The sequence below is a fragment of the Halomonas sp. H10-59 genome, assembly GCF_040070555.1.
GTDB classification, from domain to species: domain Bacteria; phylum Pseudomonadota; class Gammaproteobacteria; order Pseudomonadales; family Halomonadaceae; genus Halomonas; species Halomonas litopenaei.
Genome location: NZ_CP098828.1, coordinates 3,607,718 through 3,626,489 on the forward strand (window position 1 = coordinate 3,607,718; position 18,772 = coordinate 3,626,489).

Consider the following 18,772-nt stretch of genomic DNA (forward strand, 5'->3'; position numbering starts at 1 on the left):
CCGTCGTACCGGTGGCCGCAAGCTGCCTCACAGCAGCATCAGCGCGCCGCTGCAAATCAGCAAGGCCGCCAGCAGGCGCTGGAGAACCCGCCGTCTTGCCTCGCACGACAGCCAGCCCCGGGCGTGTCCACCGAGCCACGCCCAGCCGATGGCGCTCGCCAGACAGACGCTGCCCCAGACCAGGGTGAACAGCGCGATATCGACGCTTCCCCGTCCCGCCGTAAACAGTCCCAACCCTGCCAGCGAGGCGATCCAGGCCTTGGGGTTGAGCCACTGCATCAGCGCGCCGGTGGCGGGACCCGGCGGTTCACGCCGCTGGTCCGTGCCCCAGTCGCCTGCGTCCGTCAACAGGCGCCAGGCCAGCCAGGCCACAAAGCTCAGGCCCGCCAGCCGCACCAGCCACTGAAGCCCGGGCAGCGCCAGCCAGACACTCCCGAGCCCCGCCGCAAGCAGGCCCAGCAGCAGGGTGAAACCGCCGCTGGCACCCACCACCAGGGGCATCGCTCGGCGCCAGCCGTGACCCACTCCGGTGGACAGGATCAGCAGGTTGACCGGGCCCGGCGATATCGAGGCCACCAGCGAGAAGGCGAAGATCGCCAGCAGTTCTTCCAGAGAAAACGTCATCACACATGCCTCACAGGATGGCGTTTCAGGCTGACGCGATGACTGCCTTCGGTATTGAAGAAAATTTCACCGGCGCCGACTCCTCGGCCGCTGCTCTACTCCCCCATCGAAAATTCGAACCCTGCGTTGCACGAACTCGTCTGCGCTTGCCGCTTCTCTGCACATTGGCTGCATCAGCCTTGCACGAGCCAGGGTCAAGATGGATCACGTCAACAAGGGCATCGCCCGCCATAACGCCACGTCCTGTGACGAGGCATCAACGCTGAAGGAAGTCGACCCATGAAAATGACATTTGCCCGCAAGGCCCTGCTGTCCGCCGCTGTCTCTGCCGCCCTGCTGCCGGTCGCCATGACCGCAACAGCCTCGCCCGACCGCCCAGAAGGCCCGCGCCACGACGGGGGCGAGATGCGCGCCGAGCTGTTTGACCGCGCCGGCATCGACGCCGAGACCCGCGAAGCCCTGAAGCAGGCCGCCATGGAGCACCGTCAGGAGGTCAAGGAACTCAACGATGATTTCCGCGAGCAGCGCATGGAGATCCTCGGTGAAGACGGTGTCGCCGCCCTCGAACGTGCCCGCCACGAGCTGCGCGAGGAGCGCATCAACGCCCTGGTCGACAAGTGGGAGCTGTCCGACGACGAGCGCGAAGCCTTCAACGCCGCTCGCGAATCTTTCAAGGAAGGCGCCGAAGCGCTGAAGGCCCAGGAGTTCGAGAACCCCGAAGCCCGTCATGACGCCTGGCGCGAACTGATGTCCTCCACCCGTGACCAGCTGGCCGAGATCCTCGACGAGCGCCAGCTGCGTGAACTGAAGCACACCATGATGCCGGGCCACGGCGACCACCCGCGCGGTGGTCCGGGTGAGCACCGCGCTCATGGTTCCGACAAGCATCACGCCCCCGAGGCCTGATATTGACGCCACCGGTTCGGCCATAGGCGCCGCTCCGGGGGACCAGAAAGCCCCATACCAACGCGCCATGTCCGAGCCTCGGGCATGGCGTTTTCGTGCGCCCCCTGCCCGCCGTTTCTCCCCCTCGGGTTGAAAGATGCTCCCCATCTCTGTATTTTATTGAACGTTCAATCAATAAAATAACCGCGCGCCCCTGGCCGCGGTGGGTCACCCAGACCCTTCGCAAGAGCCGCCCACAGGTGCCGAGCCACGACTCGGCCACTCCGCCATCATCATTTTGTTAATTGGTCGGTCAATTAACAAAATGGCGTAACGCTCACGGAAGCAGCATCAGGATGCCAGGACGGCATCGTGGAGAACGGCGATAGCCTCGCCGGGCAGGCTCTGTCTCACTTCATCCTCGAGGGAGCACGTGCATGTCACATCACGAGAGCGCCTCCCGCGATCGCCTCAACCCCGTCGTCTTTCACGGCGCGGTAGCCGGCATCGTGGTCTTTCTGTTCTTCACCATGACCTTCACCGAGCGGGCCGGTGCCCTGTTCGACAGCGGTCTTGCCTGGGTCAACGACACCTTCGGCTGGTACTACATGCTGGCCGCCGTGGCCTATCTGGTGTTCGTGCTGGTCATCAGCCTGTCCCGGGTCGGCAACATTCGCCTCGGCCCGGACCACTCTCGCCCGGAATTCTCGCTGCTGTCCTGGGCCTCGATGCTGTTCGCCGCAGGCATCGGTATCGACCTTCTGTTCTTCTGCGTGGCCGAGCCGCTGTCGCACTACCTGACGCCCCCGGACATGGCCCCGGAAAGCGCCGCCGCCCTTAGGCAGGCGGTGCCTCAGACCTTCCTCCACTGGGGCCTGACCGGCTGGGGCATGTACGTGCTGATGGGCATGGCGCTGGCCTACTTCAGCTATCGCCATCGCCTGCCGCTGGCCATCCGCAGCGCCCTCTATCCGCTGTTGGGCAAGCGCATCTACGGCCCCATCGGCAATGCCGTCGATATCACCGCGGTGATCTCCACCGTGTTCGGCATCGCCACCAGCCTCGGTATCGGCGTCATCCAGCTCAACTACGGCCTGAGCTTCATGTTCGGCGTACCCGAAAGCCTGTCGACCCAGGTGGTGTTGATCGTGCTGGTGGTGATCCTGGCGACCATCTCGGTGGTCACCGGCGTCGAGAAGGGCATTCGCCGGCTGTCCGAGTTCAATATGCTGCTGGCCGCCGCCCTGCTGCTGTTCGTGCTGTTCCAGGGTGACACCCTGGCGCTGCTCAACGCCCTGGTGCTCAACGTCGGCGACTATCTCAGTGGCTTCGTCGGCAAGAGCTTCGACACCTACGCCTTCGCCGGCAGCGACGCCCAGCAGTGGAAAGGCTGGTGGACCATCTTCTTCTGGGGCTGGTGGATCGCCTGGACGCCCTTCGTCGGGCTGTTTCTGGCGCGCATCTCGCGCGGGCGCACCATTCGTCAGTTCGCCCTTGGCGCCCTCCTGATTCCGCTGGGCTTCATGATGGCGTGGATGTCGATCTTCGGTAACGCCGGCATCGACATGGTCGCCAATGACGGCCTGGCGGTGCTCGGCGAGCAGGCGCTGGCCACTCCCCAGACCACCATCTACACCTTCCTCGAGCAGTACCCCTACATCGGCGTCACCGCCTCGGTGGTCACCCTGCTCGGAGTAGTGTTCTTCGTTACCTCGGCGGACTCCGGCGCCCTGGTGCTGGCCAACTTCACCTCGATTCTGCGCGACGTCAACCACGACGCGCCGATCCGCCTGCGCATCTTCTGGGCGGCGGTGATCGGCCTGATTACCATCGCCCTGCTGATGGCCGGCGGCCTCGACGCCCTGCAAAGCGCGGTGGTGATCACCGCCCTGCCGTTCTCGCTGGTGATGTTCGCCATCATGGTGGGACTCGCGCGGGCCCTGCGCACCGAGAAGGAAAAGGCCGACGCGCGCAAGCTGGTCGCGGCCAGCGGCGAAGGCGGCAACTGGAAGGAACGCCTGGATCGGGCGCTGGACACCTCCAACCGCGCCGGTGCCGAGTCGACCATGGAGCACGCCCTGCGCCCGGGCCTGAAACAGTTCGTCGAGGAGCTCGAGCGTCGCGGCCAGTCGGCCACCCTGAGCGAAGAGCAGATCGAGGGCGAACCGCTGCCGCGGCTGACCCTGCAGGTGGACTTCGAGGCGATGCAGAGCTTTGTCTACCAGGTCCGCCCCCATCGCATGCGCACGCCGAGCTTCCTGCCGGCGGACGATGACTACTACCTGCGCCTGGACGTGCATCTGGCCGAAGGCGGCGTGGGTCAGAACCTCAATGGCTACACCCGGGGTCAGGTCATCGATGACGTGCTCGGCGAGTACGAGCGCCACCTGCAGTTCCTGGCCATCGCCCGCCAGGGCACGCCGACGCCGGCCATGCCGGGCTTTATCGGCGAGCCACCCCAGGGCACGACCCAGGAACCCTGAGCGTGACCCGGCAAGGTCGTCACCGACGACGCCGGAGCAAGTGACAGCGGCGGCCCCAGGGCCGCCGCTTTGGTATGTAACGCTGGTGGGCAGGCGGGCGTGACACCGCGATTGCCATGCATCGCCAGGGACGCGATCCTTGTCGACGTCATCAGCAGAGCGCCCAGGAGAGTCCCATGCCCGACGTCGAGCAGATTCGCTACTACCACGCCCACCTCTACTACGACGATGCCGAAGGGCTTGCCCAGGCCAGGACCCTGGCCGAGCAATGCCAGTCGCGCTTTGTAGTTCAGGTGGGGCGTTTTCATCAACAACCGGTGGGGCCGCATCCGCGCTGGAGCTGCCAGCTATCCTTCGCGGCCGAGGCCTTCGGCGAAATCGTGCCCTGGCTCGCCATCCATCGGGGCGAGCTGGACATCTTCGTGCATCTGGGCACCGACGACGACCTCTTCGACCATACCCAGGGCGTCATCTGGCTGGGACGCAGCCACGCACTCGACCTGTCCGTTTTTTCCCCGAGCTGACCTTCACGAGGCCTGGGGTCGCTCGCCCCGGGCGAGCCGAGCCGCGATCTGATCCAGCACACCGTCAAGCTCGGCGACGCTTGCGATCAGGTAGTGGGGGCGACAGGCGCTCAGTCGCTCGGCTACGTGGCGCCGGCGCCGCTCGAGCGCGTCCGGCGGGGTCGCTTGGTAACCCTCGAGATCCAGCCCCATGGCGTTGCCGGTATCGGTCACCGCCACCGTCCACATGCCGGCGGCGCGCCCCTCCTCGATGCCGGGAGCGGTATCATCGACCTTGACGCAAGCCGCCACATCGCCGATACCGAGCGCCACCACATTGGCCAGCGCCTGAGCCGGCCCGGGTCGCCCGCGCACCACCTCGTCACCGGCGACGGCGTGGTCCACCTCGAGCTCCGCCTGGCGCGCCGCACGGCGCACCGGCGCCAGCACCTCGGCGGGATAGCCGGAGCAGGAACCGATCTTGAGTCCTCTGCCCCGTAGCCCCGCGAGACATTCCCGCGCGCCGGGAATCGGCGCGGAATGCTCGGCCACCTTGGCCACCTGCAACGGCATGAACCGCCGATAGAGCACGTCGACGTCCTCGTCGCTCGGCGAGTGCCCGCAGGCCCGACGAAAACGCTCGGCGATGTCGGGCAGATCGCACAGGGCGCGGATATGGTCCCACTTGCTCATGCCCATGGGGCCGCGGGCTTCGTCGAGGCTTACGGCCACACCGATCTCGGCGAACACCTCGACAAACACCTGGGTCGGGGCGAAGGAGCCAAAGTCGACCAGGGTCCCGGCCCAGTCGAAGATGACGGCCTCCAGGGCCAGAGGAACGTGATGGTCGGTACTCATGCGGTCGGCTCCTTGCGGGTTCGAGATGCCATGGATGGTGCCGCGACACCAGCGTAGGCAAGGATGACAAGGACATCACATCAAGATGACAGGGCAGCGACACCCGGTGTCGCCGCCCTGCTGCATCGACCGCTGCTGCTCAGTCAACTTAGCCCTGCATATCGAGCACCACCCGGCCCTCGATCTTGCCATCGATCATGCGGCCGAAGATGTCGTTGATATTGGCCAGACGGTCGGTGGACACGGTGGCCTTGACCTTGCCTTCACCGGCAAAGTCCAGCGCCTCCTGAAGGTCCTGGCGGGTACCGACGATGGAGCCTCGCACGGTGATGCCGTTGAGCACGGTATCGAAGATCGGAAGCGGAAAGTCTCCCGGCGGCAGGCCGTTCAAGGCGATGGTGCCACCACGCCGGACCATGCCCTGGGCCTGTTCGAAGGCCTTCGGCGAGACCGCCGTGACCAGGGCCCCGTGGGCGCCGCCGATGTCCCGCTTGATCGCCGCCACCGGGTCCTCCTTCAAGGCGTTGACGGTGACCGTGGCGCCGAGCCGTCGTGCCAGCTCCAGCTTGTCGTCGGCCACGTCCACCGCCGCCACGTTCAGGCCCATGGCCACTGCGTACTGCACCGCCATATGGCCAAGACCACCGATGCCAGAGATCACCACCCACTGCCCCGGGCGGGTATCGGTCATCTTCAGGCCCTTGTAGACGGTGACACCGGCGCAAAGTACCGGGGCGATCTCGACGAAGCCGACGTTGCTCGGCAGATGGCCGACGAAGCCGGCGTCGGCGATGGCGTACTCGGCGAAGCCACCGTTGACCGAGTAGCCGGTGTTCTGCTGGGACTCGCACAGGGTCTCCCAGCCACCCAGGCAGTGCTCGCAGTGGCCGCAGGCGCTGTACAGCCAGGGAATCCCCACCCGATCGCCTTCCTTGACGTGGCTGACGCCTTCACCCACCGCGGCGATCTCGCCGACGCCTTCATGGCCGGGAATAAACGGCGGATTGGGCTTGACCGGCCAGTCGCCGTGGGCGGCATGCAGGTCAGTGTGGCAGACCCCGGAGGCGGCGATCTTGACCAGAACCTCGCCCCTGGCGGGACGCGGCACCTCGACCTCCTCGAGGGTCAAGGGCTGACCGAACTGACGAACGACGGCGGCTTCCATGGTGCTTTGCATTGTTGTGCTCCTTGCCCTGATCCGGGCAAAAAGGGTCTCTATCCGCCCGCTATCAAGGAAGGACGGTACAGAGGAGAAAGGTGTCCGGGGACACCCGGTGAACGGTAGCGGCGCTGAGAGTCAAACGGCGTCAGGCCGCTGGGGTGAAGCTTCCCGGGCCCGGTGGTACCGGGCCCGGATCGACTCCCGTTAGAAGAAACCGAGGGGATTGGTGTCGTAGCTCACCAGCAGGTTCTTGGTCTGCTGGTAATGCTCGAGTGCCATCTTGTGGGTCTCGCGACCGACGCCGGACTTCTTGTAGCCACCGAAGGCGGCGTGGGCGGGATACTGGTGGTAGCAGTTGGTCCATACGCGACCGGCCTGGATGCCACGCCCCATGCGGAAGGCCACGTTGATGTCACGACTCCAGACGCCGGCGCCAAGGCCGAATTCGGTGTCGTTGGCAATCGCCAGGGCTTCTTCCTCATCCTTGAAGGTCGTCACCGCCACCACCGGGCCGAAGATCTCTTCCTGGAAGACGCGCATCTTGTTGTTGCCCTTGAGCAGCGTCGGCTCGATGTAGTAGCCGGTGTCCAGATCGGCATTGAGCTTGGCCTGGTTGCCACCGGTCAGGAACTCGGCGCCTTCCTCCCGGGCCACGTCCATGTAGGACATGATCTTGTCGAACTGCTCCTTGGAGGCCTGGGCGCCGACTTGCACCTCGGTGTCCAGCGGGTTGCCACGCTTGATGGTGGTGACCCGCTCCATCACCTTGGCCATGAACGGCTCGTAGATGCTCTCCTGGATCAGCGCCCGCGACGGGCAGGTGCACACCTCACCCTGGTTGAAGAAGGCCAGCACCAGCCCCTCGGCGGCCTTGTCGATGAACTCCGGCTCGGCGTTCATGATGTCGGCGAAGTAGATGTTGGGCGACTTGCCGCCAAGCTCCACGGTAGAAGGAATGATGTTGTCGGCAGCGCACTTGAGGATGTGCGAGCCCACCGGGGTGGAACCGGTAAAGGCGATTTTGGCGATGCGCTTGCTGGTGGCCAGGGCCTCCCCCGCCTCGGCGCCGAAGCCGTTGACCACGTTGACCACGCCGGGAGGCAGCAGGTCACCGATCACCTCCATCAGCTTGAGGATCGAAGCCGGGGTCTGCTCGGCGGGCTTGAGCACCACGCAGTTGCCGGCGGCCAGCGCAGGCGCGAGTTTCCAGGTGGCCATCAGCAGCGGAAAGTTCCAGGGGATGATCTGGCCGACGACGCCGAGTGGCTCGTGGAAGTGATAGGCCACGGTGTTGGCGTCGATATCGGCGGCGGTGCCTTCCTGAGCACGAATGCAGCCGGCGAAGTAGCGGAAGTGGTCCACCGCCAGCGGAATGTCGGCGTTCAGGGTTTCACGCACCGCCTTGCCGTTGTCCCAGCACTCGGCCACCGCCAGCGCCTCCAGGTTGGCCTCGATGCGCTCGGCGATCTTCAAGAGGATGTTGCTGCGCTCGCCGGCGGACGTGCGCCCCCAGGCCGGCGCTGCCCCATGGGCGGCGTCCAGCGCCTTGTCGATATCCTCGGCGCCGGAGCGGGGGATCTGGCAGAACACCTGGCCGTTGACCGGGCTTACGTTGTCGAAGTACTGGCCCTTGACCGGGGCGACGAACTCGCCGCCGATATAGTTGCCGTAGCGCTCGTCGAAGCTGACCACGGCGTCGGGTTGTCCGGGGTTGGCGTAGATCATGGCGTGTCTCCTTGGAAAGGATGTTGTAGTTGTCTGCCACTCCAGTCTTGGTCAGGAAACTGGCTTGCGACATACTGCCCTGGCAGGAGAGCGTCTCCTCCTTCGGTAGGAGACCGACCAAGGACACAGACAACCGGGACGCCAGACATGCACAGCCTGATGGTGGCTGACGATCACCCGCTCTTTCGCGACGCCATTGCCGCGGTCATTCAATCGGGCCTCCCCGGCACCGAGCTGCGCGAGGCGGACTGCTTCGCCGCGCTGACCAGCGCCCTCGACGCCGACGACGACGTCGACCTGGTGCTGCTGGACTTGAATCTGCCTGACGCCTCGGCCCTGGACGGACTGCGCGAACTGCGCCGGGCCTTTCCGGCGGTGCCGGTGGCGGTGCTGTCGGCCGAAAGCGAGCGCGCCACGGTGCTAGGCGCCCTGGATCTGGGCGCCATCGGGTACCTGCCGAAGTCCACGCCACGCCCGGACCTGCTGGCGGCGATCAAGCAGATCCTCGACGGCCAGATCTATTTGCCCGCCGAGATCATGCGTCGCCCGGCCGAAGCCTCGAGTGCCCCGCCTGCGACGCAGGGGGCGACACAGGGGGTGACGGGTCCAGCCGATGCAGGCGCGCTCGAGCAGTTGACGGTCAAGCAGCTCGAGGTGCTGTCCCTGCTGATTCGCGGCGCCTCCAACAAGGTCATCGCCCGCGAGCTCGATATCGCCGAGACCACGGTCAAGACCCACGTCTCGGCGATCCTCAAGAAGCTTGGCGTCGGCAGCCGTGTTCAGGCGATCCTGGCAGCCGACGAGTCCACCCTGCTGGCCTGCCTGGCCAGGCGGCGGGTGCGCTAGAAGGCAGAACATCTCGCTGACCGGCGCAAGCCTGCTCAACCGGCGTCGAGCAGGTGCATCAGTGCCTGACGCAGGCGCAGAGGCTTCAGCGGCTTCAGTAGACAGGGGAAGCCAAGCTCACGACAACGCCGCTTGATCTCGGCGTCGTGGTTGGCGGTGATCAGTATCGGGGCCAGGTCTATATGAGAGCCGGCCAGGCGCTGCGCCAGGGCCAGACCATCTTCTTCGTCGCTGGACAGGTGGTAGTCGATCATCACCACCGTTGGCGACTGCCTATCCATGCCCTGTGTCTCGTGACGCTCGGCCAGGCTCTGTTCCAGTTCAACCACTCGCGACGCCAGGCGCGCCCGACATCCCCAGCCACCCAGCAGCGCGCTCATGCCCTCGAGGATGGCGGGATCGTTGTCCAGCACCCATACCTCGGTACTCTGCAGTTGACGCGTGCCGGCCTGCTGCAGGGTCGAGGCCGACGGGGCCACCGCACGCGCCGGGCGAGCGCAGGGCACGCTTACCGAGAACTGGGCGCCCTGGCCGGGTCGGCTATTGAGGGTGATGGGGTGATCGAGCAGGCGGGCGATGCGATCGACGATGGCAAGCCCCAGCCCCAGCCCGCGCTCCTGCCCCGGGGCTGCGGCGTTGCCGCGGCGAAACTCCAGAAATATCTCGTCACGGCGAGCCTCGTCGATGCCCGGACCGGTATCCCCCACCAGGATCTCGAGCCAGTACTGCTGGCCGACCCGACGTCTGCGACAGCCGAGCAGCACCCGCCCCGACTCGGTGTAGCGCACGGCGTTGGACATCAGGTTGCGAATCACCCGGGCAAGCAGCGCCAGGTCGGACTCGACCCAGGCGGAACTGGGCACATAGCGAAACGCCAGCCCTCGGGCGCCGGCCATCTGACGAAATTCCTCGGCGAGCGCATCCAGCAGTTGCGAGACGGCGAAGGGGGCCACATCCGGGGTCAACACCCCGGCATCCAGTCGCGAGATGTCGACCAGGGTCCCCAGCAGCAATTCCACGTCGCTGAGCGAGCGATCGATTCGCTGCACCAGACGACCGGATTCTTCAGGCAACTTTCGCACTTCCAGGGCGCTGGCAAACAGCCGCGCGGCGTTGAGCGGCTGCAGCAGGTCGTGGCTGACCGCCGCCAGGAAGCGGGTCTTGGAGGCATTGGCGGCCTCGGCGTCGCGCCGGGCCTCCTCCAGACGGGCATTGGTTTCGGCCAGTTCATCCAGGGTACGGTGCAGGGTCTCGGTGCGCTCGCGCACCTGCTCGGCGAGCAGCACCGCGTGCTCGAAGGCACCATAGGGTGCCCCGCCCGCCCCGGCGGACTCGACCCGCTCGATCAGCGCCTGGCAGATCCGGCGCAGCCGATGGTTTTCCTCCAGCAGTTCCTGTTCCAGTGCACTGCTGGCGCGATCCTGCCTTGGCTCACCGACCAGATCCAATCGCCACCCCCGTGAAGGTCTGGTTGATATGCATGCCGTGGTGCTGCTCGCCGTAGGTGTTGAAGCCCACCACCGAGGCCTTGGAAAGTCGTTCGGAGGCGTCGTCGATCTGCTCGAGCGCCTCGAACTCCAGACGCCTGAGAAAGCAGTCACAGCCGATGATCAACTGAGGTCGCCCCAGTCGGCGCTGAAGGCCCCCCAGGGTATCGTCGAGGGCCTCGAGAATCGGCGTGCCGGCCATGGCGGTCAGCACGATGCCGGTCTCCACCGCGCAGTAGAAGCTGAGGCTACCGTCGGCGTTGGCACGCTGGATCGAGCGGACGTAGTAGGCGTCGCCCAGCTTGACCGCCAACGGGTGGCGGGCAAACACGCCCTCATCGAGCTCGCTTGGCAAGACCCCGACCAGCCGGGCGTACTCGTCCACCGCGGGCAGGGCATTGAGCTCCAGCACGCGCCGGCCCGCAGGGTCGGCGCGGGTGACCACCAGCTTGTCACGGCGTGCCGCCAGGTGATGGGTCGAGAACACCTCGAAGGGATGGTGGGTGGTGATCAGCACCACCACCGCCGCCGCGCTGTGAAAGCGCCCACCGGCAAACACGTGGGTATGCGCCAGTCGGTTGTCGTCCCCGGCCGAGCCACCGAAGCTCGGGATCCCCCCCAGGGCAGCGTCCAGAGTGGTCAGCACCTGCTCTTCGCTGGCCGACAGCCCATCGAGCAGGGTCAGCGCGAAGGCCTCGCCATCCAGATGCCCCCTGGCGGTGGCCAGAAGCGACTCCACCCGACGCTGGGCGTCGATCAGGGAGACGCTCTCGAGGTCCTCGAGCAGGGTGGTGGCCACACCAAAATGACGGCGATCGAACCCGATGGCGACGATGGACCCGCGCTCGTACCCCAGCGGGGTGATCTCGCCCGCCGTGGTGCAACCCGCCAGCGGCAGCCCACCGAAGGTCGACTCCAGGGCCTGGGCCAGGGGGCCCAGCGCGTATTCGGCGCTGACGAAGAACAGCACGAAACCCAGGTCGGGATGATAGAGCTCGTGATGCAGCTCACGAGCCGCCTGTTCGGCCTTGGGGTGGCGGCTGGCCGCCACCTTGAGTCCCAGCGACGCAAGCTCTTGTTGTTCTGGTGTAGGGCGCTCCCGCGCGGTGATGTCGCCTTCCACGCGGGGCGCCGTGCTCGCACTGCCCATGGGCTGTCCTCAAGATCCGCGGCAACGCCGCATGACCTGAGTGTAGGCGCGAGCAGTGGCCAGACTCAATGCGAGCCGGGAGGGCCGCCTGTCAGCCTCAGCTGCGGCGCAGACGCAGGCTCAGGCGAGCGCCACGTCCGGGCGGCGCCTGAAGCCAGGGCGCCAGCAGGCGGGTAGACAGGGGGATGAAAAGGAACACCATCACCGGGGTCAGCATCAGGGTGCTGGCGAGTACCCGAGGAACCAGCGGCAAGGTCGCCAGGGTATCGCCCAGCAGCCACTGGAACATCAGCGACACCGGGAAGAACGCCAGCCAGATGGCGATCGCCTGCTTCCAGCGCGGCGGCACCCTGGGGCCGGGGCTGGTGAACCAGCTGTCGAGTCCCAGGGCACGCCGCTCCTGGGGGGCCTCGAACAGGCCGGCACCACGCTCGAGCCAGGCACGGCGCGAGGCGGAATGCTCCCAGCGTGCGAGGGTATCGGTGTCCTGAAAGCGAAAGATGATCTGATACTCGTCGTCGCCGGGGGGCGGCGCCAGGATGCCGGAGCCGAGATAGCCGGGAAAGTCCGCCGCCAGCTCGCGGCCTTCATCGAGCCACAGGGTGAAGTCGCGGTAGCGTCCACGCGCCACGCGGCGGGCCACCATGAGAGTCACGGGTTCGCTTGACATGGGATCTCCTCATCAATCGGACGTACCGCCTCGTGCCTGCTCGCGCCGACTTTCGCCGGCCTTCACAAGAAAACGGTCGTCCTTGTCAGGCCCCGGGTGGGGGCCGCCTGGGCCCGGTAAGGCCCTGTCCCGGCTGAGGTGGGGTCGCCACCTGCTCCGGGTCCTGCCTAGCATGAGGCAAGAAGCGCGCCATTATGCCATGCGCTCGGAATTTTTCCGTCTTTTTACTGAGAATCCAGCAAAATACCAGTCGATCATTTCGTTAAAGGGTCAAGAACAAAAAAAATGGCCCGACCTATAAGGCCGGGCCATTGAGCAATACCCTTCATCGTGCACCAGTGAGAGGCACCCAGGGCGCCACCTGCACCTTGCTGGCCGTCAACCGCCGGTGAGTGCCGAGCCCCCCATATCAGGCCCCCTCGCCCACCGGCATGGAAGCTGCCTCGCCGCGCTTGATGGCGGCGTAGCCGAGCCCGGTCACCAGCGAGCCCGCGACGATCGCCAGCAGGTACCACAACACTGGAGTAATCGCATTTGGAATCAACAGCACGAATACGCCGCCGTGGGGGGCCATCAGCTTGGCGCCCACCAGCATCGAGATGGCTCCGGTGATGGCGCCGCCCAGCATGCTGATGGGAATCACCCGCAGCGGGTCCTTGGCGGCGAAGGGAATCGCGCCCTCGCTGATGAAGCACAGCCCCAGCACGAAGGAGGCCTTGCCGGCCTCGCGCTCGGGGTCGGCAAACTTGCGCCCGGCGACGAAGGTGGCGATGCCCATGCCGATCGCCGGCACCATGCCGGCGGCCATGATCGCCGCCATGGGGGCGTAGGTCTCGGAGGCGAGCAGGCCCACCCCGAAGGTGTAGGCCGCCTTGTTGACAGGTCCCCCCAGGTCGAAGCACATCATCGCCCCGAGCAGAATCCCCAGCAGCACCGCATTGGTGGAGCCCATGCTCTCGAGGAAGGCGGTCAGTGCCTCGAGCACCCCGGCCACCGGCTCACCGACCACATAGATCATCACCAGACCGGTGACCAGACTTGCGACCAGCGGGATGATCAGGATCGGCTTGAGCGACTCGACGCTGGAAGGCAGCTTGACGTAGCGGGTCACCGCCTTGGCCACGTAGCCGGCCAGAAAGCCCGCCAGGATACCGCCGATAAAGCCGGCACCGATGTTCGACGCCAGCATGCCGCCGATCATGCCCGGGGCAATGCCGGGCCGATCGGCGATGGAATAGGCGATATAGCCAGCCAGCACCGGCACCATCAGGGCGAAGGCGGTGCCCCCACCGATCTCCATCAAGGCGGCAGGCAGGGTGCCCTCCTCCTTGAAGGCCTCGATGCCGAAGACGAAGGACAGCGCGATCAAGAGGCCCCCGGCCACCACCATGGGCAGCATGAAGGACACTCCGGTCAGCAGGTGCTTGTAGACGCCCTTCTCCTTGAAGCTCTTGGCAGACTCGGCCCTGGCGCCGCCATCCGCGCTTTCCACCTGGGCCTCGACCAGCGCTGTCTCGATGGTCTGGCGCGACTTCTTCAACGCGTTGCCGGTGGACGTGCGGTAGATCCGCTTGCCGGCAAAGCGGGTGGGATCGACCTCGATATCGCAGGCCAGGATGACCAGATCCGCCTGGGCGATCTCGTCGTCGGTCAACTGGTCCTGGGCGCCCACCGAGCCCTGGGTCTCGACGCGTACCTGATGGCCGAGCCCACGCCCGGCCTCGGCCAGTGCCTCGGCGGCCATGAAGGTGTGGGCGACCCCGGTGGGACAGGCGGTCACCGCGACGATGCGCGCCTCGTCGCTGACGTCTGCAGCCACGGGGCCATTCCCTGAAGCGCTGGCCGCCTCATCGTTGAGGGGGGTAAACACCTGGGCGTCGCGGGCCGCCCGCTCGAGAAAGTCCGACGGGTCGCTCAGGGCATCTTCCAGGCTGCCACGATACAGGCGCTTGCCGCTGAAGCGGTGGGCCCCGGCGATGGGTTCGCCCACCGCGATCACCAGCTCGGCCGCGGCCAGCGTCTGGTGGGACAGGGTCTCGACCGGTGCCAGGCTCGAGTGCACCTCGGTGGAGAGCTGCCAGCCCTTGGCCTCGGCGGCAGGGGTCAGGCGCTGGGCGGCCAGGTAGCTCGTGACGCTGCCGCCGGGGCAGGTCGTCAACAGGATCACGTTCATGCAAGTACTCCCCGGGCTTCGACGTCATTGAGGCGCCGCACCCTGGTGTCGGAAAGAAGGTCGGAGAAATCGGAGGCGTCGGCCCGGCCCACGCCGGTGTGGCGCACCGCCTCGGCGGACAGCGCCGTGGCAAACCTCAGCGCCTGTTCCACAGGCGCCTCGCACAGCACGCCGTGCAGCATGGCGGCAAACAGGGTATCGCCGGCACATACGGTATTGGCCACCCTGACCGCAGGAGGCAGCGACTGCCACAGGCCATGCGGGCCCAGCCAGGTCACACCGTCGGCACCGGCGGAAATCAGCACGTCGCCGACGCCGGCGGCGTAAAGCTCAAGGGCTGCACGCTGAACGTCGACGTCTGTTGCAATGTCACGATCCGCCCAGTCGGCCAGCTCCTCCAGGTTGGGCTTCACCGCGTCGGCCCCCGCCTTGACCGCTGCCTTGAGCGCCTCGCCGCTGGTGTCCACCCACACGGGTACGCCGGTGGCCTTGATCCGAGTGATCAGTTCGGCCAGCGCCGAAGCGCCGACTCCCGGTGGCTGGCTGCCGCCGATCATTACCGCGGCGGGGCGCAGCGCAGGCGTCGTCAGGCGCGCCTCGATGGTGGCGATCAGGCGCTGCCAGGCGTCGGCATCGACGCTGAGTCCCGGCGCATTGATATCGCTGACGCGACCGTCGGCCTCGCTCAGCTTGGTGTTGATGCGGGTGGCGCCGGGCAATCGCACAAAGGCGTCCTCGACCCCCATCTCGGCGAAGGCATCGACGAAGGCCGAGTCGTTGTCACTGCCCAGAAAGCCGGTGACACAGACCGGGTGGCCCAGGGCGGCGAGCACCCGCGCCATGTTGACGCCTTTGCCGGCGGCGGTCAGCTCGACTGACTCGGCGCGGTGCAGCGCACCTGGCGTCAGCCGGTCCACGGCGACAGACAGGTCCAGCGCCGGGTTGGCCGAAATGGTCAGCACCGGTGGCTTGACGGCATTGCCGGATATCTCGCTCATTGGTTCGCCTCCAGCTCTCTGCGCACGTCCCGGGCGGTGGGAGCGGCCAATGCCAGGGCGGCGAGTTCCCGGGCCCGGGTGGTGGAGACCGACGCCAGGCGTGCCTTGACCATGGGTACCTGGCGGGCGCTCACCGACAGCTCGTCGATGCCGAGGCCAACCAGCACAGGGATCGCCTGGCGGTCGCTGGCCAGCTCACCGCACACGCCGACCCACTTGCCATGGGCATGGGCCGCCTGGACGGTCATCTGGATCAGCCGCAGCACGGCCGGGTGCAGGCCGTCGGACTCCCCGGAAAGCTCAGGATGACCACGGTCGATGGCCAGGGTGTACTGGGTCAGGTCGTTGGTGCCGATGGAGAAGAAGTCGACCTCGGGCGCCAGGCTCGGCGCCAGCAGCGCGCAGGACGGCACCTCGATCATCACGCCCAGCTGCAGGCGGTCGCCGTCTCGGCTGACGCCGAGTTCGCGCAGCACCTCATCGAAGATCGCACGGGCGGCGCGGAACTCATCCAGGTCCTTGACCATGGGCAGCATGATGCGCAGCGGCCGGCCGTCGGCGGCCTTCACCAGGGCGCTGAACTGATCGCGCAGCACCTGGGGACGCCTGAGGGCCAGACGAATGCCACGCAGGCCGAGGAAGGGGTTGTCCTCCTGGGGCAGTGGCCAGTAAGCCAGCGGCTTGTCGCCACCCACGTCCAGGGTCCGCGCCACCAGCGGGCGGCCGTCCAGAGCATCCAGGGCTTCGCGATATTCGCGCTCCTGGGTCTCCACGTCCGGCAGCGAGGCGTGGGCCATGAACAAAAACTCGGTACGCAGCAGCCCCACCCCCTCGGCGCCGCGCGATACGGCGTCGCGGGCGTGGGCGGTATTGCCCAGGTTGGCGACCACCTCCACGCGGGTACCATCCTCGGTCCGGGCGTCCTCGAAGCGAGCGTCCCAGGCACGTGCCTTGAGCGCCTCCAGCGCTTCCATGCGCGCCTCGAAGCGCTCGCGACGCGCTTGCGAGGGTGCCGGCACGACCCAGCCTTCGTCACCGTCGAGCAGCATCTCGGTGCCATTTTCGAGCGCCAGCACGCCGGCACCGGCACCGACTACCGCCGGTATCCCTAGTGCCCGGGCCAGTATCGCGCTGTGGGCGGTGGCGCCGCCCCGGGCGGTGAGGATGCCGCGGACCCGCTCGGTGTCCAGGCGGGCGACATCGGACGGACCGATATCGTCGGTCACCAGCAGGTAAGGCACGGCCGGCGGCTCGGGCAGCTCGACGTCGCACAGGATACCCAGCACACGACGGCCGACGTCACGCAGATCCGCGGCTCGTTCGGCCAGCAGGCGATCGGCCAGCTGTTCCTGGGCGCGGGCGGCGACGTCGATTGCCTGCCACCAGGCGGCCTCGGCGGAAAGCCCCTCGTCGATGCCCTCGCGCGCGGCCTGGGCCAGTTCCGGGTCTTCGAGCATTTCCTCATGCATCGACAGAATGGCGGCGACCTCGCCTCCGGCGGTCCGGGCGATCAGGGCCTTGAGCTGCTCGCCGCCCTGGGCGATGGCCCGCTCGAGGCGCTGTCGCTCCAAGGCGGGGTCCGCCGCCTCGCGGGGATAGTCGAAGTCCGGGGTCTTGATCACGAAAAGCGGCGCCACCGCGAGTCCCGGCGATGCGGCCACCGCTTCCAGCGGCTGGTCGGCGGGCGGCATGCTTGCCGCCACCGGCTCCGTGACCGCCTGCTCGGCTTCGCCTTGCGACACAGCCGAAGACGCCAGTGGCGTCACCTGCTCCCCCAGACCATCGTTGATCGCCTCGACCAGCGATGTCAGCGCCTGTTCGGCACCCTCGCCTCGCGCCGACAGGATCAGCTCCTGTCCTCGTCTGGCACCAAGACCGATCACCTTGGTCAGCGACGCCGCCGACACCGGGCGTCCGCTGCCCTCGGCCAGGCGCACCTGCACGGCGACCCCGCTTTCGCGTGCCTTCTGGACCAGCACCTTGGCCGGACGCGCGTGAAGCCCATGGGCGTTGAGCAGGCGTACGCGACGACTCTGGGCCGAGCCACCTTCGCCAGCCAGCAGCGCCAGCCAGTCGTCGGCGTCCCGCTCGCGCAGATGGGCGGCGTCGGACTCATCCAGTGACGCCACCAGCGACACGATGGCGTCGGCCAGCGGGCGTCCAGCCTCGCCATGGGAGGCCAGGCACAACACCGCCTCGACGTCGCTGCCCTGATGCTGGACGGGCTTGGCCGGCGTCACCGCAGCGAGTGCCGGCGTGGACACGCCGGCTTCGCTGGACGTAAGCCACAGCCCCCGTCCCAGGTGCGTCGGCATGGAGGTGACCATCTCGGCAAGATAGGCGGTATCGACCAATGCCAGCTGGCGCAGCCGCTGAGCCCCGGCCAGCGCCAGATCGAGCAGGTCGTCGGCGCGATGGCCCAGCACCAGGGTGTCCTGGTCCAGTCGCGGGCGAACCACCGGCCGAGCCAGCAGCTCGGTGATCTCCTCGGCGCTGCTCGCCTGGGCCAGGCGTTCGGAGACACCGTCCCGGTCGAGCACGTGGGTCAGGCTTCTGAGGATATCCAGGTGCTCGTCACTCTGGGCGGCGATGGTCACCAATACATGAACGAGGTTGCCGTCGTGCCAGCGCACGCCCTCGGGGAACTGCAGCACCCGCACCCCGGTGCGACGCACCGCGCCTCGACTCTCGGGGGTGCCGTGGGGGATGGCGATGCCATTGCCAAGCCAGGTAGAGGACTGGGACTCCCGATCGACCAGGCCCTGGCGGTAGCCGTCATCGACCAGGCTGGCCGCCTTCAGGGTGTCAAAGGCGGCGTCGAGGGCGTGGCGCCAGCTCTCGGCACGACAATCCAGCAGGATGTCGTCGGCGTTCAGCGTCAGCATGAAGGGCTCTCCTGGGTGAGGTGCAGCGTTTCCTCACCGGTATCGGTTGAACGGTGTCGGCGAGGAGGTCCAGCGCCCCGGCACTGCCGGGATGCAACAGATACAGCGCACGCCGGATGCTGGGATCACCTGGCTTCGGCAAATGCAAATTGCTCGAAAGCTGAATCGTGTCACCTCACCATGCCACAATGCTGGTACGATTCAGCGCACATGGCAAGTCGCAAAAGCTACGACTTTGGCAGGGGGACACTGCTGCCATGCCAGGTAGACTAGAGGGAATTGACACCTTGTCGCCGTGACCACGCCCGACGCCTTCAATGGAG

The 18,772-nt window shown here is 66.9% G+C and carries 14 protein-coding genes; 4 read left to right on the top strand and 10 right to left on the bottom strand.

Features of this window, described 5'->3' with window-relative positions:
* Positions 1 to 27: 27 nt before the first annotated feature.
* On the bottom strand, positions 28 to 624 hold the full coding sequence (locus tag NFG57_RS15680) for a LysE family translocator (RefSeq protein WP_348814729.1): 597 nt from the start codon (positions 622 to 624) through the stop codon (positions 28 to 30).
* 279 nt (positions 625 to 903) lie between these two features.
* Here NFG57_RS15680 and NFG57_RS15685 point away from each other — a divergent pair, with 279 nt between their 5' ends.
* From NFG57_RS15685 to NFG57_RS15695, 3 genes are all read left to right on the top strand, one after another.
* Positions 904 to 1,530: a hypothetical protein gene (locus NFG57_RS15685; RefSeq protein WP_124803250.1), complete on the top strand. Its 627-nt coding sequence runs from the start codon at positions 904 to 906 to the stop codon at positions 1,528 to 1,530.
* A 416-nt stretch (positions 1,531 to 1,946) separates the two neighbouring features.
* A complete protein-coding gene (gene betT / locus NFG57_RS15690; RefSeq protein WP_108132460.1) occupies positions 1,947 to 3,992 on the top strand; it encodes a choline BCCT transporter BetT in 2,046 nt (681 codons plus the stop codon).
* Positions 3,993 to 4,168: 176 nt separating this feature from the next.
* The gene (locus NFG57_RS15695; RefSeq protein ID WP_348814730.1) at positions 4,169 to 4,516 is read left to right on the top strand and encodes a DOPA 4,5-dioxygenase family protein; all 348 of its coding nucleotides are present in this window, start codon (positions 4,169 to 4,171) and stop codon (positions 4,514 to 4,516) included.
* A gap of 3 nt (positions 4,517 to 4,519) precedes the next feature.
* On the opposite strand, the gene phnX is transcribed toward NFG57_RS15695, so the two are convergent.
* The 3 genes from phnX to NFG57_RS15710 all read right to left on the bottom strand — a co-directional run bounded on the left by phnX (position 4,520) and on the right by NFG57_RS15710 (position 8,240).
* The gene (phnX, locus tag NFG57_RS15700) at positions 4,520 to 5,353 is read right to left on the bottom strand and encodes a phosphonoacetaldehyde hydrolase (protein WP_348814731.1); all 834 of its coding nucleotides are present in this window, start codon (positions 5,351 to 5,353) and stop codon (positions 4,520 to 4,522) included.
* A gap of 148 nt (positions 5,354 to 5,501) precedes the next feature.
* Positions 5,502 to 6,530, bottom strand: coding sequence for an alcohol dehydrogenase AdhP (gene adhP / locus NFG57_RS15705; protein ID WP_108132457.1), 1,029 nt, complete (start codon positions 6,528 to 6,530; stop codon positions 5,502 to 5,504).
* A 189-nt stretch (positions 6,531 to 6,719) separates the two neighbouring features.
* A complete protein-coding gene (locus NFG57_RS15710; RefSeq protein WP_045994075.1) occupies positions 6,720 to 8,240 on the bottom strand; it encodes an aldehyde dehydrogenase family protein in 1,521 nt (506 codons plus the stop codon).
* Between the two features lie 147 nt (positions 8,241 to 8,387).
* On the opposite strand from NFG57_RS15710, the gene NFG57_RS15715 reads away from it, so the two are divergent.
* Positions 8,388 to 9,086 carry a response regulator transcription factor gene (locus tag NFG57_RS15715; protein ID WP_348814732.1) on the top strand — a complete coding sequence of 233 codons (699 nt, stop codon included), beginning with the start codon at positions 8,388 to 8,390 and terminating at the stop codon, positions 9,084 to 9,086.
* A 35-nt stretch (positions 9,087 to 9,121) separates the two neighbouring features.
* Here the strand turns inward: NFG57_RS15715 and NFG57_RS15720 are convergent, their stop codons facing one another.
* The 6 genes from NFG57_RS15720 to ptsP all read right to left on the bottom strand — a co-directional run bounded on the left by NFG57_RS15720 (position 9,122) and on the right by ptsP (position 18,449).
* On the bottom strand, positions 9,122 to 10,534 hold the full coding sequence (locus tag NFG57_RS15720; protein WP_348814733.1) for a hybrid sensor histidine kinase/response regulator: 1,413 nt from the start codon (positions 10,532 to 10,534) through the stop codon (positions 9,122 to 9,124).
* The gene (gene nosP / locus NFG57_RS15725; protein WP_348814734.1) at positions 10,518 to 11,723 is read right to left on the bottom strand and encodes a nitric oxide-sensing protein NosP; all 1,206 of its coding nucleotides are present in this window, start codon (positions 11,721 to 11,723) and stop codon (positions 10,518 to 10,520) included. The genes NFG57_RS15720 and nosP overlap by 17 nt, the downstream gene beginning before the upstream one ends.
* Positions 11,724 to 11,820: 97 nt before the next feature.
* Positions 11,821 to 12,393 carry an antibiotic biosynthesis monooxygenase gene (locus NFG57_RS15730; RefSeq protein WP_204248979.1) on the bottom strand — a complete coding sequence of 191 codons (573 nt, stop codon included), beginning with the start codon at positions 12,391 to 12,393 and terminating at the stop codon, positions 11,821 to 11,823.
* Between the two features lie 409 nt (positions 12,394 to 12,802).
* On the bottom strand, positions 12,803 to 14,566 hold the full coding sequence (locus NFG57_RS15735) for a PTS fructose-like transporter subunit IIB (RefSeq protein WP_348814735.1): 1,764 nt from the start codon (positions 14,564 to 14,566) through the stop codon (positions 12,803 to 12,805).
* Positions 14,563 to 15,564 carry a 1-phosphofructokinase family hexose kinase gene (locus NFG57_RS15740; RefSeq protein WP_348814736.1) on the bottom strand — a complete coding sequence of 334 codons (1,002 nt, stop codon included), beginning with the start codon at positions 15,562 to 15,564 and terminating at the stop codon, positions 14,563 to 14,565. Before NFG57_RS15740 ends, NFG57_RS15735 begins: the two co-directional genes overlap by 4 nt.
* Positions 15,561 to 18,449 carry a phosphoenolpyruvate--protein phosphotransferase gene (gene ptsP, locus NFG57_RS15745; protein WP_348814737.1) on the bottom strand — a complete coding sequence of 963 codons (2,889 nt, stop codon included), beginning with the start codon at positions 18,447 to 18,449 and terminating at the stop codon, positions 15,561 to 15,563. Before ptsP ends, NFG57_RS15740 begins: the two co-directional genes overlap by 4 nt.
* Positions 18,450 to 18,772: the final 323 nt, after the last annotated feature.